The organism is Brevibacillus sp. BC25, assembly GCF_000282075.1.
Taxonomy (GTDB): domain Bacteria; phylum Bacillota; class Bacilli; order Brevibacillales; family Brevibacillaceae; genus Brevibacillus.
The window spans coordinates 26,777-40,812 of the sequence record NZ_AKIX01000026.1; the positions used below are offsets into that span (position 1 = coordinate 26,777).

Below are 14,036 nucleotides of genomic sequence, written 5' to 3' on the forward strand. Positions count from 1 at the left end.
TTTTCGTACGCTAGCTTCAAATTGCTATTCTTGCCAAACACTCATAGGGTCCCATTGTTTGATCTGATCGCCATATTTTCCGGCCAAAAAAACTTTCATGTTTTCCAGCTGAGCAGGCACCTCGTTCCAAAGTGGAAGGGGTGGTAACCCTCGTTTGCTTTTCAATAGAATATCCACTGTAACATACAAGCGTTCTGGCTGAATCCAATGAAGGAAGCGGGAAATATCAATTTGCTTTGTCAGGGACAAGGAATCAATTTCGTCATTGTAATGCTTGTTGAACTCACTTATCAGGTTCAGGAGGTAGTCTCTCTGCTCCTTCACGAAGTTCACGCCGCAGATGGCACCATGTCCTGGAACAACGATTTCGGGTTTAATTTCATCAATAATGCGATCAAGCACTTTAACCCAATTGAGGGTTCCCTCTTCGCTGTATGCCGTACAACCGTTAAACACGACATCGCCAGCGAACAGCACTTTTTCTTTTGGCATCCACAGCAGCAAGTCACTGTCAGAGTGGGCCGGAGCTACGTTGTAAATCATAACTTCTGTATCGCCAAGACGGATGTTGATATCGTCCTTTATCTCAATATTCGGGAGCACCCATTCTACGCCTTCCAGGTCGAATCCTTCAAATTCCGCTGCAAAAAACCTCTCGCCCGAAGTCGATTCCGGTGAATCCTTTCCTCTTCTGATGACGCTATCCATCCAGGCGATATTTTCGGTGAAACGCTCTCTGGACGCTTCCTTGTGCATAATAATACAAGAATCTTTAAACACTTTGTTTCCCCAGGCATGGTCGCTGTTATAGTGCGAGTTAACCACATATGCGGGAGAGCCACCGTTGCTTACTTCCGTAAAAGCCTCCCGCATTTCCCGCGCATGGAACAAATCGAAGAACGTGTCATACACCAGCCCTTCACCCTTGTTGATGAACCCGGCATTGGCCCAACTGATGCCGCGATATGGCGAAATACCGGCGAAGACGCCATCTGCAACTTCAAAAAATTTCACGCGAGGTTTTTGGATAATACGTCCATACTTCATGAAGATTCTCCTTTGCGTCTATGTTTTGGGGGAAGGCATACGAACTATGTCTGTATTATAGAGAATGGAAAACAGAAATGCAAGCGTGCGCTTGCGTGCATTCACTCAGTGCTTTATGATAGTGATAGAACAACATCACATTACATGGATGGAGGCGCTGCAACATGAAGCTAGTAACCTTTCAAACGAAGACATCCCAGGAACCTTTGTTTGGGCTTGTAATTAACGAGGAATTTGTTGTGTCTTTTTATGCAATCATGAAAAAGCAGGGAACATTCTTTGACAGTCTTGAAAGTATGGAAAGCTATCTTCATTATTTGCCAGCAAGTTATGATGCCGCTAAGGAATTGATGCAATATGCTATCGAACAGTCGCATCAATTCAGTGAAAATGAAATCTGCCCGATTACAGCGGTAAAACTGCTCCCGCCGGTTCCGAATCCGGCTGCGCTTATCGATTTCGGGCTGACGCCAAGACATCTGAGAAATGCTGGCGTAAATCTGCTGCAAAGAGAATATACAGGACCGGAAAGAGAAGAGCTTAAACAAAAAATTACCGAAAAATTTCAGGGAGATCCGAATAAAGTAATCTTCAGTTATTACAAGTGTAACCATAATGCATTAATTGGTGATGGGGATACGATTCATTGGCCTTCGTATTCTTCCTACCTGGATATCGAACCGGAGCTGGCCTTTGTTACAGGGAAGGGGAATTGCATTGCAGGTTATGTTATTTTTAACGACAATACAGTCCGTGATGTGCAGTGGCCGGATTTCCAAGCACTAACCGGACCGACGCGCTGCAAAGATTTTGATCGTAGCAAAGGAATAGGACCATTTCTGGTTACGCCGGATGAAATTGACAACCCGCTGGGACTGGATGTGGATGTACGCATCGGAGAGAGACTGCACTGGAAGGGAAGCACATCCGAGTATTCTGCACACCCTGCAAAAGTGATGGAGGAGGTTCTCAAAGTTTTCACGCCGGTCCCGGGCACGATTATAGGAATGGGGACGATACCGGATTGCTGCGCAATCGAGACTGAACAATGGTTGTTGCCCTCTGATCGAATCCAGATTACATTCGGGAAATTAGGTACACTCACGCAATTGGTGCCTGATCATGTAAAAATTACGGAACCAAGCCGCTGGGAAAAAAGAAGCGATTTACCTTAAATAAACGTTTATGAAAATGATGAAACCCGATCCTGCTGAAAATGCAAAACTTGTAGTAGAATAGGTTTAACATATGCAAAAGGAGAAATACAATGCATACTTCAGACAGAATCATTGAAGCCGCTACAGGACTCATCAAAAGGAAGGGCTATCGGGGAGTAAGCACCAGAGCCATTGCAGCGGAAGCTAATGTCAATGAATCTACGATTTTTCGGCAATTTGGAAGCAAGCAAGGCATACTGGAAGCCATCATTGAAAGCCACTCGGATTTCCCGCAATTTGAGAAGCTGTTAAAAGAGGACGCAACCGATAATCCGGAAGTCGATCTGCTGAATGTAAGCCGGCAGTACCGTTTGTTTTTCCATAAAAATGAGGATATCATTTTGATTTGCATCCGCGAAAAAGGAATGCTTCCCGAATTGGACAGAGTGCTGGCCGATCCGCCAGTGAAGCTGCACTCTTTGCTGGTTGAATATTTTGAGCGCCTACAGAAGAAAAAAGTTATAGCCAAACAGGATGAACGTCTTGCCGCCATGTCTTTTCTCTCGATGTGCTACGGATTTCAGATGAGCGAGCTAATTCACCGACAATATCAGTCTCAACTCGTCACCGGGGAAGAGTTCTATAAGTACAGTGTCTCATTGTTTGTTAAAGGAATTTTGTCTCAGTCATAAGCTTTGTTGATTTATTTAAATATGCCGAAGACTGCTTGCGCAGCTCTAACTCTAGAACAAGGCGCTATCGGGTATCGATAGCTCAATAAACCAGGCCAGTCTAACACTTTATTTTGTGTTTTGACTGGCCTTTTTGAATGGAAGGATTGAATAGTCTAATACCTATTTTTCTTAGGTAAAGAGCTTTTTTAGACAGTAATAGCACCAAATCAACAACAGTAGTCTAATACTTTATTTTCTCTGAACAAGTACATGATCGCAGGGGGAACTCAGTTTATTTATACTTCGGATTACATGGATAGGTATTTGAAATGAAGAAAATCCCTCCCCTCGGGATCGCGGATTTTCTCATAGATTGGCACTGATTAATAAATTCGTAGCCTCGACAGCCAGCGCGCGACGCATTGAGATGATTTCTGACCATCACTGGGTGCTTTAATCCAAGCAATTTTTCAATTCAATCAGCTTATTCTCAATTGAGGTTCCATTTACTACCATTTATGCAAAACCATTTGTTAAATAATGGGATTAGCGGTAATTTAATTTCAGGAAAAAATTCCAAAATTATCAAGAAGTGACGTATAATGAAAAAGGTAACTAAATCGATTTGTGTTTCAATGAGTGCGCTATTAATCATGACTTCAGTGCCGGTGGCGGGTTTTGCAGCTGAGCAAAATGCAAATGTGTCTTTCCAAGAAGTTGAAGAAGCCTTTATCAAAAAGGTCGATAAATATGTAAAAATCGACTCCAAAACGAAGAAATTTTCACTATCAGCTAAAGCAAAGGAAAATTTGAATAGAGAGGAATTAGGAAAGGCAGAAGCTCTTATCAAACAAGCAAATTTTACCGTTGACCAACACGGAAAAGACTTAAAAATAAAAGGTAATACCTTAGTTTTAAGTGAAGATGTAAAAAAACAATCTTTAGCTGCAATTGACACTAGTGAATATTGGGATTATGAATTGTTTTGGTGGGGTTACCGGATCTACTTCTCTGACGAACTATGTGAAGATATTAGACGTCGTGCGATGGAAGTTGGGGCTAGTGGAACGATAACTGCTGGTGTTTTAACATATCTTGGTGTACCTGGATGGGCTGCTGGTATTATTGTCGGTTTTGGGGTTCTTGCATTGGCAAAGATTAACAGAACCAATGAAGGTAATGGAATATACCTTGATGCATTTCATGGAACTAACCCATCAAATTTTCATACTATAAAAATATATCCAGCATAATGTTTTAAAATCGAAAATAATCGGATGGGTGTGTAAGATATTGCCATCCGATTATTTATTGATTTAGTGAAGGGGAGGAAAACAATGTTCTTACTTATCCGTTTCATTATTCATGGCATCTTAGGAGTTGCGTTGATGGTTGCAATAAGGAATAACACATTTGTGAATACAATGGAGGTAGCATTGATAGCGCTTCTACTATCTTTTTCCGCTATCTCTCTATTTTTAGACTATAGACAAGAAAAAGGCATGACAGGAAAATTCCAAACAGCTTTGTTTACGCATATAGGCGTGAATGCGTTTGTTATTTTTCAATACTTCCTTTTTTAACTATCAATGGGATGCTAAAATATCCTGCAAAAGTCCACTTTTTTTAGAACACCTAAACAGTCAGTGAAAAACGAGCCTAGATTCGCTTCTAAGGCTCGTTTCACGTTTAGGGAGACATATATTTGTCCCCCTAAAATCATTGGTTTTTCGAAAACCACGATTTTTGCAGCAGTCTCTGTGAACGCTCGCTAAATTGTTGACCACATTGCTCAACAAAAAGTTACCCACCTGACAGGCTGAACACACATCATCATTTTCACACCTATTAGCTATTTTTTTACTGAGCCGAGGAGAGTCAAGGACTTACGTAGCAAGGGGGGTTAACGCAGGTGATCAACTCGGAGATGAGCGTTTGCCCCAAAAATGGTCAACTTTTTGATGGGCGTTCACAGATGACCATGTAAAAACGCCTAACTGGGGAAATTACAGTTCTTCTCAAAGATTTAGAGAGTTAGAAGTGAGTTATATGAATGACAAAGATTATATGGGCTTACTTAAATTTGAAGTCAACGGTTTAAAAGGAGTAAATGACCCCGAAGGGAAATATAATAACTTAGCAGATAAGTATAACGATTATATTGTTGCGGCATCCTACTTGGCACTGCAATTCTGGGGTGTAAAGTAACATAAAAGTAACATTAATCTGAACACAGCCTTACTCTTCTAATAGTTTAAGGTTGTGTTCAGATTTTCCATTACCAAGATACTAGGGGGATAATATGAAAAATTTAATTATTGAGGAAGGACACTCAATAGATGTAATTAAGCTTGGAATGACTAAAGAAGATGTCGAGAGATATGTTCAGTTGAGTAAGAATGATTCTATTGAAGGGCATTTTTATGAAGATGTTCAATGCGAATATGACGCAGATGGAAAAGTGTCCCACATTCATATCTCCAATTCATTGAAAGACTATTACTATTGTTTGTTTAGAGGTATTGATGTGTTTAATACGAAAGCAAGCAAGCTCGTAGAAATACTAGATAAGATTTCACCGTTCGATAGAAATGAAGATGCTTCATTAAGCTACTCATATACCTTTCCGCAATTGGGATTGTCCCTTTGGAGAGGAAACGTACTTAATGATGAAGATTTAGAAGCAGATTGGTTTAAACAACTTAAACCAAGTATACAAGAGGATGAGATGAAGAATTTTTATTTTGAAACTGTAAGTATTTATTCGATTTCTAATTCTCCAAAAGAGTGAACTTGCTATCTGGCAACCATTACTCCCGTTTGTATTACCATCTTTGTGTAGGTCATCCTGCTGGGCGCACACCATTAAAAAACAGGGTCATTATACGTATCTCGGCTGTCCCTTAAAAGAAGGGTATTTCGTGTTCAGTAGAGAAGATGGAGAAACCTTATCTTTCAAAATCAAGTATGATAATGGATAGTGGGATTACGATTTGGAAAAATAATCTGGAATTTGATTCAATATGAACGTTGTACTGTATGAAGCGAAGGAACAGGCGACTCTAAAATTGACTGATAACGTAAAAAAGCCCTCCTCGGGTTATTGTGAAATTTTGGTAAATAGGGAGTGTGTGCCCCAGATGAAAAAAGTAATGGCTTTGATGGTATTATCGTTGTCATTGGTTGTGTGTGTTAATTTGATGCCTACGGATGTGACCTACGGTAATAAGCCGCATATATTTGAAGTAAAACAGAACGTGGCTGACCCCGGAAATTGAGTAGATGACATAATCCTTTTACAGAGAAATGAGTTCCTTTTGTACCTTGATGAAAATAAGAATCAGGGTGCTTTTTATTTTGACATTTTGTGAGTCCAACTACAATGGTGCCTTTCTTAAAGTTACGGGCAGGAGAGTTCAAAAGTTTTCGAGAATACCCTACATATGGGATTATTTACGAAGTTCGTGAATAAGACGTTATGCGCCATTACCGGTAAATAGTAAAGATAATAGTTAAGGAGATAATTTATGAAAGGTAAGATACTCTTATTACTTTTTATTACGATAATGTTTTCATCTTGTCAAAATATTAGTCAATCGACTACTTTGAACAGCGAAACTAAATCAATAATGAATTCTGAACTGCCTCCTGATGTAGAGAGTACAGGTAATGGAACAGAATCGAAAGAAATAACTGAAGGTCGATCAGCTCCTTCTAACAATGAAGTGTTATCCATGAACATTGGGAACTATGATTTGACTGGAGAATTTTATGATGAAATGCTTCGAAATCCTATAGATCATGATTATGAAGTGGAATTTAATGAATTTCAAAATTCCAAAGAGATTGTTACAACATTGGGATGGGGGGCTTTGGAAAGCAAATATACAGAGATTTGGGATAAAGAGTTGAATCAAATATATAAAAAGCTTCTTTCTAAGTTGGATAGAGAACCAAGAGAAGCACTAATTGAATCGCAGAAAGAATGGTTACAGTATCACTTAAGGGAAACAAAATTTGTAGAGAAGACATTTATTAATAATGGTTACCTTGGATCACAAGGATCGGTAAGCCTAGGCACGGTTATACGGGAGAGAATTAGGGAAAGAACAATGCAATTATTTGAATATCGATATTTGCTAGATGGTGAAGTTGAGTTTTTATACCAAAGTAAAAAATAGAGTTGGAATCTTGATCAAAGGTTTTTAGGTGATGCTTCGAAGACAGTAACGGCGCATAACACTGTATTCACGCTGCGGGGCTACCACCCCTACTGTCTACTCGTCACATGTGGAGTGCTGTACACTGTTAGTACGGAAAAATTAAAGCAAGATGCATTGGTGTCTAGACCCTTCCTAAATGTGGAAGGGTTATTTCGTAATAAATTTGATTCATAATGGAAGCGATAAGACTCTTAAGATATAAAGGGTGGAGTAATGTGGGAGATTGGAAAAGCATTAAAATAAATGGAATCGCAAAAATAGAAAAATTCGTGGCAGATGAAAGCTACCTTCGTTTTCTTTCGTTTTTCCAGAAAATATTTTATTTTCAAAAAAATCAAAAGATTGTTGACAATCAGAAAATATCAAGCTATCATTACCAGTATATACCATACATTCGCGAATATGGTATAAATAACAATTTATCGGAGGCATTATTATGAAAAAAATTACTGTGCAAAAAACCGAGCCTGTAAAATTGACTTCAGTAGCTAACACAATGTACGACTGCACTTGCATGGAAGCATAAAGATTTTTTAGTAACATGGAAAAGTGGGGCATTTGCCCCTCTTTTTCAATTATGAAGATAGCATGACAACGTCCGGGAGGAAAGTCATGAACGAAAATCGCATGATCCAATTGCACCCGTTAACATTTCTGGAGGATAAGCAAGGAGTCCTGATTGGGCGGTTTGGGACGGATACGTTTGCTGTTTTTCCTGAGGATGGAGCAGCACTTGTACGAAAACTGCAAGAGGGCATGGGTGTTGCCGAAGCGCACTCCTGGTATCAAGATACCTATCACGATGAAGTGGACATGGATGATTTTTTGCAGACATTACGTGACCTGACATTTATTTGTGATGTTGAGGAAAAGGAAACGAAAGCGCAGAAAGTATCGGGGCAATGGTTGGGTAAGCTAGCTTTTTCTCCACTTGGTTGGCTGATTTATGGTGCCATCATAGCCTGTGCCTTGTGGTTGTTATACCAATATCCACAGATTCGTCCGGGTCGACAAAGCATCTTATTTTCCGAATACGCCATGGCGATTTTTCTTGGCATGACGATCGGTCAGATTCCAGGGATCTTGTTTCATGAATGGATGCACATGCTTGCCGGAAGAAGACTGGGTATCCCGTCAGAACTAAGTATAGGCAGAAGAATGTACTTTTTGGTCTTCACTTCTTCCATGCCAGGTATTTGGGGATTTCCAAAACGAAAGCGTATTCTTCCATTTTTAGTTGGAATGTTCGGTGATATTTTGTGGTATTCCTTATTGGTGATCGTTGCTGGTGCAATTTGGATAAATACAGGTGAGAAGACAATCATAGCTGCATATTGTATGGGACTAGCATTTACAACACTTTTGCGTTTCTTCTGGCAATTTTATTTTCATCTTCAAACAGATATCTATTATTTAATGATTACGATGTTGGGGTGTGTAAATCTTCAGGAGGCTACACGTTCCTATTTGAAAAATATATGGTATGGACTAATTGGAAAAAAGAACAAGATGGTCGATATGTCCAAGTATACGGAACGGGATCATCAGGTAGCGAGATGGTACAGCTTTTTTTACGCAACTGGCTGGATGATGATGACAGGAATAATACTCTATATGATTCCGGTCGCTATTCAACTTTTAACGAATATTTTTCTCTCCATATTTACAGGAGAAGACATGAAATTCTGGGATTCCGTTGTTTTCTTGTCTATAACGGGAGTCCAGTATGGAATTGTATTTTATCTATACCTAAAAGAGCGTAGAAACAAAAGGGAAACTCGGAATTTATCAATGGAACAGAGGGGATGAGTCGAAATGAAACAATCGATTACACACCAATGGCTGATTGGATCTCGACGCAGCGACCGAGAAAAGAAGTACTTCGAAGAGCAATACTCCACATGTTATGTCAGCAATTGTCATTGCAATCTTAGAGGTCCCTATACAGGTACTGGTGACCTTCTGCGCCAGATTATTCCAGAGGCTTATTCGAAATGGCCAGACCTGATTTTATCACACTGCATCGAGATCTTATCCATAGCACCAGAACTGAAAGCAGTCATTCCTGTTAGTGTAGAAACACTTACCTCTCTTGCTATTCCGAAAGAGAGAACACGTTATTATTCGAAATTGCGTACACTTCGCATGTCGAATGGTTTGATCGATCTTTTATTGGCATTAGCGAATCGGGAACGAATGGGAAAATTGACCCTGGTTTTTGAAAATGTGCAGGCCTGTGATCAACTTGATGCAGAATTTATAAGTACACTTCTGCGTCGTGCGAAGTCTGACCTGATTCAGGTGATCGTAAGTTCAAGTGAAATAGCGGAAAATGAAGCCCTGAAAAAGGCGTTACAAACGTATACGGAGCCTACTCCTATTCTTTCTGACATCGAACAAGATATGGGGATAGTAAATCTATCTGACGAACAGCGACTTGAGCTAACGAAACGATACATATTTTCTGACTGCACATCAGATTGTGAGCAGGAATTGCTCGCCTATGAAGCAACTCCTATTGAAATTCGTCAGAGCCTTCACGAAGAGAGGGCAGAATCTCTTATAAAAGAAGAGCAGTGGTCACTGCACTTAGGCGCCATTCCGTTTCATCTGGAGCGCGGTACTTCTGAGAAATCAGCAAGCGAAGCGTTGTTTAAAGCAGTTAGTTATAGCATTAACATGGGTTTTTACGATGCGACTATCGATATGAGCCTACGTGGCCGGAAACTGACGAATTGGAGCAGCGAATTTGATAATAGCCGGTATTTTACAATGAAAATGGCTACGTCTCTGGCTGCATTGGGTGAAACTGATGATATACCGACGCTTTTAGGAGAAGTGTACGCAAACACTGATGATTTTAGAGTTCATATGCAAATTTCATATGGATTTTCGATGTACTATACAAGGCATCACCGAGAACGAGAACACGAGAAGGCGAAAGAATGGATACAAAAAGCCATTGATTTGGCAGAATTGATTGAAGATGAAAAAGAACGTTCATTTCAACAAGTATTTAACCAAAATGGATTGGCTTTAGTAGAGTTACATATGGATAATCCTGAAGAAGCGCTTCGATTGGTTACGGAAGGATGGCAAAGGTTAAATGAGGTTCTTGCTCCTGATGAACATATGTTGCATCGCTCGGTGTTGCTTCATAATAAAGGGCTGATTTACGTAGCTTTAAAAAGGTTTGAAGAAGCAGCTGAAACATTTAGCCAAGTGATACAGATTGATTCCAATTATCCAGAATATTACTTTGATCGTGGAAACCTTTATAGCCGAATGGGGCGACTGGATGAAGCCCTTGAAGATTATAACCAAGCGATAAAGCTTAGTCCTCCGTTTCCAGAGGTTTATTTCAATCGAGCTACTGCCTTCAATCGTCTTGGAGATGTGGAGAAAGCAATGGCGGACTATGACTACTTGCTTGATATAGACCCCGAAAATCTTGATGGATTACTTAACAGAGCTACATTATTGTATCAAGTGGAGAAATTCGAAATGGCCCGAAAAGATGCTGAATTCGGTTTAGAAATAGAGCCTGATCATGCGCGGCTCCTGTGTACACTAGGTTTAATTGAAATGTCGGATGGCAATAATGATCAAGCACTAAAAACGTTTACCGCTGCCCTAAACAAGGATAGGGAAATGATGGCCGCTTGGACAAATAGGGCTGTCCTGTACTATGAGATGGGGGAGTATGACAGGGCCATAGCTGATCTAACTGAAGCTATTGCACTAGAGAAAAATGCAACCGTCCTTTACAACCGTGCATGGGTCTATGAAGCACAGGGGGAGTGGCAATTATCCATTTCCGATTATACAGAGGCTTTAGCGTTTTCTGATGCAGACGAACAAGATATTTACTATCGGAGAGGTTTGTGCTTTATCAAAATGGGTGATAGGGAACTTGGCACGGAAGATTGGAACAAGCATCTCATGTTTGGAGAATCAGCGCATGTGAATGAAATGATGCAACTGTTACCCTCCCTGTTCGTTTCGAAATAATGAATTATTTTGTGGACAAGGGAGTTCTTTTTAGGAGGAGTAGTGAATTGAGATGATATGTGACTTACTTATAGATTGGGTGGGGAATACATCATATTTATTCTCACTGGATACTCGACACATGTGGAGAGTGTGGCACTGTTAGAGAATAAGAACAAATAGTAGATACGTATTGGCGTAGCAGAGGGACTTCCTCTGCTTTTTTGTCTGTTAAACGTCTCCAACTTACAGAAAAAAGCTGAGAGCTTAGTCCCAGCTTTTTGGGAGTCATGCATTAGTCGTCCGATTCATCCTGAAGACGCACTATAATTAGCGGAAATGCAAAGAGGGGTGGAAAAGCCCTCTTTTTTATCTTAGGCTATATATGAAACCTTGTTGCTTCTAATAGAGAAAGTAATCTTAATGGAAACAAGATGGGGAAACATTTTGGAGTTGGTTTTCCCTTATTTTTCGGCCTAACTCCGCAAATACTGGTAGTAGGCCTTGAAAACATAGGAGGATACATGTCCTGGAGCAAATTGAAGAAACAACTGGAGAGCTTTCTCTGTCCTGCGTTATATGGAAGGGTCGAATACCGTGCACCTGGTTACCGTTATTTACCTGATAAATCAGGAATTTGTTATATTGCCGTAGATAAAAAGAACGTACTGAATATGAGTGATATAACTAGCTCAATCAAATGGTATCAGACGGAGCAGGAAATTAAGAATGATGCAGATATCCAAATTCCTATCAGCGATGAAGAAATTGAAGCGGTCAGAAAGGATACCAAGGGCATTCCGGAGGATCGTCTAAAAGTAATTGCAAGAAATAGAAAAATATCAGAAAATGCAAAGGAGCTTTTGTCAGCACAGGCTTCATTAAGCAAATCAAATTTTATTGTTGTAGCTAATACGTTTTTATCTACTTCTATAGAAGAAAGCATAGAGAGCAATGATATCTTGTTGAATATTCTAGCTTTGGTGGACAGACGGGTTGGAAAAAAGCGAATTTTAAACATGGCCGAGAAGATGAAGCTAAAGCATCCAATTGTGCAGTATTTTTATGAACTACGGCTTAGTACATTGTGACAATAAATATGTCAGGAAGTTTCTACCGAAGACCTTATTCGATTCAGGTCGTCGGCTGTTCATTTGAATGAGGAATAAGAAAAAGAGAAACGGCTGAAGTCCTTGATAAAAAGGATTTCAGCCGTTTATTTTTACAACTAATTAAATGTAATATCACCTGTTGGGTTTAATGTCGTTCCTCCAATTTCAACTTTAATTTCACTAGATAATGGAACATTGTATTCATCAATAACGGTTCTCCACCACTCCCAAGCAAGGCCGGTACATTCTTTCGCAAAAATCCTTATATTTTTTGCATTAGGTGGCAGAGGAATGACTGTATTGAAAGGAGCTGTTCTGTCTTGGTTGCTTCCTTCCCACGTTTTATGTGTGAGTACTTCTTCACCATTTTTATCATAGGAGACTTCATCCCAGGATACATCGAATTGAGCGACATACCAGCCATAATGACCAAGCGATATTTTACCTTTCGAATATTCTGTAGCTGTAGTCTCAATATAATCTGTATTGTTATGAACGGCAGCAATTGCATTATCTTTTAAGAAAACACTTGTATATGAAATTGGATATGCTGGGTTCTTTAGGCTAAATTCCGCATTATCTTTAATGATATTACGGATTTCACTAAAGTCTTTTGTAACAACCTTGTTATGCTCTTGTGAATCTCCGCCTAATACTACAGCTGTAAAGGAACTGTCTTCATAAATATCCTTGTACTCGGCATTCGTTTCTACATTGGCAGTATTCTGAAGCAGGGCTTTAAATGCTGCTTTTACGTCTTTGCTCTTAGAGGTTGTTTCTAATTTCACATAAATGGTTCTACCATAAGCTACATTTGATACCATAACAGGTGGGGATTGATCACTTACCCCTTTGCGTTTTAAATCCTTAAAAGTAACACTATCATCAAAAAGATCTGATGGATCGTTAGGCAGTTCCGCACTTACCGTATAAAATATTTGTTTATATGCCGCCACCATCACTTTTTTCTCTCCACTAGAAATCGCATTAAAGTCAATTCCTAATGTAGAATCAAGATATTTAGCGTTAACATTCAGAGCACTTCCAATTTGAGATTTGCTATAAACCATTGATTCTGCATACTGCAATCGCGCAGGTAAAGTATGTGTTGATGAATACTCATCGCTCCATTTAGATACAAGCTCATCTACTGCTCCAGACACATTACCGTATGTTGGATTATCCACAGTAATTGAATTTTCCTTTTTCAAACCCGGTAAATCAATACTAATAGTCAAAGGTTTTCTTGGTACCAGTAATACACTAGGTTTATTTTCTGTAAAGGCTTGATTTGCAAGTTGTAATGCTCCTGGGTAAGTGCGATTAGTCATAGAATCAATAATGGAAATATCGACTGGAGATGTTGCAAGTGACTTTTTCTTACGTTCTATGACTATAAACTTACTTTTTGGATTGATTCCTTCTTTTGGAACAAAACTATCTATCTCATCACCACTAACTGCTAAAACTTCGTCATTATCATAGTCTAAGTCTGCTATACCGGTATTAATGTCATCAGCGTTGCTAGTTTCACTGACTAAACTAGAATCATCTGTTTCGGCAAAAGAGATAACTGGATAATTTACAGTAGCGAAAATAACAGATAAACCAGCGATTAATTTTAAAACTCTAGTATGATTTCGAATCTTCATAAGGTATCCTCCTTTAAGATGTAAGCATAACTTCAATTAGATATGCTCACAGTAAATATTTTCCGGAATACTAACTATATCGGTAGTTTCGGAAATAATCTTTAGATTTAACCAGAAGTTGGAATCATATTACACTTAGCGAATACTGCTTTATCACATTACCGCACCAGCTTTTCAAAAA

At 39.4% G+C, this 14,036-nt stretch carries 12 protein-coding genes; 10 read left to right on the forward strand and 2 right to left on the reverse strand.

Annotated elements, in window-relative coordinates:
• Nucleotides 1-24: 24 nt before the first annotated feature.
• Complete coding sequence (locus PMI05_RS05920; RefSeq protein WP_007718586.1) at nt 25-1,047, reverse strand: MBL fold metallo-hydrolase; 1,023 nt, start codon at nt 1,045-1,047, stop codon at nt 25-27.
• Nucleotides 1,048-1,211: 164 nt separating this feature from the next.
• Here PMI05_RS05920 and PMI05_RS05925 point away from each other — a divergent pair, with 164 nt between their 5' ends.
• From PMI05_RS05925 to PMI05_RS05975, 10 genes are all read left to right on the forward strand, one after another.
• A complete protein-coding gene (locus PMI05_RS05925) occupies nt 1,212-2,222 on the forward strand; it encodes a fumarylacetoacetate hydrolase family protein (protein WP_007718587.1) in 1,011 nt (336 codons plus the stop codon).
• 92 nt (nt 2,223-2,314) lie between these two features.
• Nucleotides 2,315-2,896 (forward strand): TetR/AcrR family transcriptional regulator, encoded by a 582-nt coding sequence (locus tag PMI05_RS05930; protein ID WP_007718588.1) that lies wholly within the window; start codon nt 2,315-2,317, stop codon nt 2,894-2,896.
• Nucleotides 2,897-3,480: 584 nt separating this feature from the next.
• Nucleotides 3,481-4,131 (forward strand): hypothetical protein, encoded by a 651-nt coding sequence (locus tag PMI05_RS05935; protein ID WP_007718589.1) that lies wholly within the window; start codon nt 3,481-3,483, stop codon nt 4,129-4,131.
• 84 nt (nt 4,132-4,215) lie between these two features.
• Nucleotides 4,216-4,461, forward strand: a complete 246-nt coding sequence (locus tag PMI05_RS05940; RefSeq protein WP_007718590.1) for a hypothetical protein — start codon at nt 4,216-4,218, stop codon at nt 4,459-4,461.
• 466 nt (nt 4,462-4,927) lie between these two features.
• The gene (locus PMI05_RS30655; protein ID WP_157230858.1) at nt 4,928-5,086 is read left to right on the forward strand and encodes a hypothetical protein; all 159 of its coding nucleotides are present in this window, start codon (nt 4,928-4,930) and stop codon (nt 5,084-5,086) included.
• 94 nt (nt 5,087-5,180) lie between these two features.
• The gene (locus tag PMI05_RS05945; protein WP_007718592.1) at nt 5,181-5,669 is read left to right on the forward strand and encodes a hypothetical protein; all 489 of its coding nucleotides are present in this window, start codon (nt 5,181-5,183) and stop codon (nt 5,667-5,669) included.
• Between the two features lie 736 nt (nt 5,670-6,405).
• On the forward strand, nt 6,406-7,059 hold the full coding sequence (locus PMI05_RS05955; RefSeq protein ID WP_007718594.1) for a lysozyme inhibitor LprI family protein: 654 nt from the start codon (nt 6,406-6,408) through the stop codon (nt 7,057-7,059).
• A 798-nt stretch (nt 7,060-7,857) separates the two neighbouring features.
• The gene (locus PMI05_RS05965) at nt 7,858-8,910 is read left to right on the forward strand and encodes a hypothetical protein (protein ID WP_238543256.1); all 1,053 of its coding nucleotides are present in this window, start codon (nt 7,858-7,860) and stop codon (nt 8,908-8,910) included.
• A gap of 6 nt (nt 8,911-8,916) precedes the next feature.
• On the forward strand, nt 8,917-11,112 hold the full coding sequence (locus PMI05_RS05970) for a tetratricopeptide repeat protein (protein WP_007718599.1): 2,196 nt from the start codon (nt 8,917-8,919) through the stop codon (nt 11,110-11,112).
• A gap of 503 nt (nt 11,113-11,615) precedes the next feature.
• Nucleotides 11,616-12,182 (forward strand): hypothetical protein, encoded by a 567-nt coding sequence (locus PMI05_RS05975; RefSeq protein WP_007718601.1) that lies wholly within the window; start codon nt 11,616-11,618, stop codon nt 12,180-12,182.
• Between the two features lie 137 nt (nt 12,183-12,319).
• Here the strand turns inward: PMI05_RS05975 and PMI05_RS05980 are convergent, their stop codons facing one another.
• Nucleotides 12,320-13,855 carry a thiol-activated cytolysin family protein gene (locus tag PMI05_RS05980; RefSeq protein WP_007718603.1) on the reverse strand — a complete coding sequence of 512 codons (1,536 nt, stop codon included), beginning with the start codon at nt 13,853-13,855 and terminating at the stop codon, nt 12,320-12,322.
• Nucleotides 13,856-14,036 lie beyond the last annotated feature (181 nt).

Bases quoted from the DNA above. Each gene is read 5' to 3' on its own strand.
- PMI05_RS05970 (WP_007718599.1), top strand. From the start codon at position 8,917: ATGAAACAATCGATTACACACCAATGGCTGATTGGATCTCGACGCAGC.
- PMI05_RS05965 (WP_238543256.1), top strand. From the start codon at position 7,858: ATGGGTGTTGCCGAAGCGCACTCCTGGTATCAAGATACCTATCACGAT.
- PMI05_RS05940 (WP_007718590.1), top strand. From the start codon at position 4,216: ATGTTCTTACTTATCCGTTTCATTATTCATGGCATCTTAGGAGTTGCG.
- PMI05_RS05975 (WP_007718601.1), top strand. From the start codon at position 11,616: ATGTCCTGGAGCAAATTGAAGAAACAACTGGAGAGCTTTCTCTGTCCT.
- PMI05_RS05955 (WP_007718594.1), top strand. From the start codon at position 6,406: ATGAAAGGTAAGATACTCTTATTACTTTTTATTACGATAATGTTTTCA.
- PMI05_RS05925 (WP_007718587.1), top strand. From the start codon at position 1,212: ATGAAGCTAGTAACCTTTCAAACGAAGACATCCCAGGAACCTTTGTTT.
- PMI05_RS30655 (WP_157230858.1), top strand. From the start codon at position 4,928: ATGAATGACAAAGATTATATGGGCTTACTTAAATTTGAAGTCAACGGT.
- PMI05_RS05980 (WP_007718603.1), bottom strand. From the start codon at position 13,855: ATGAAGATTCGAAATCATACTAGAGTTTTAAAATTAATCGCTGGTTTA.
- PMI05_RS05930 (WP_007718588.1), top strand. From the start codon at position 2,315: ATGCATACTTCAGACAGAATCATTGAAGCCGCTACAGGACTCATCAAA.
- PMI05_RS05945 (WP_007718592.1), top strand. From the start codon at position 5,181: ATGAAAAATTTAATTATTGAGGAAGGACACTCAATAGATGTAATTAAG.
- PMI05_RS05920 (WP_007718586.1), bottom strand. From the start codon at position 1,047: ATGAAGTATGGACGTATTATCCAAAAACCTCGCGTGAAATTTTTTGAA.
- PMI05_RS05935 (WP_007718589.1), top strand. From the start codon at position 3,481: ATGAAAAAGGTAACTAAATCGATTTGTGTTTCAATGAGTGCGCTATTA.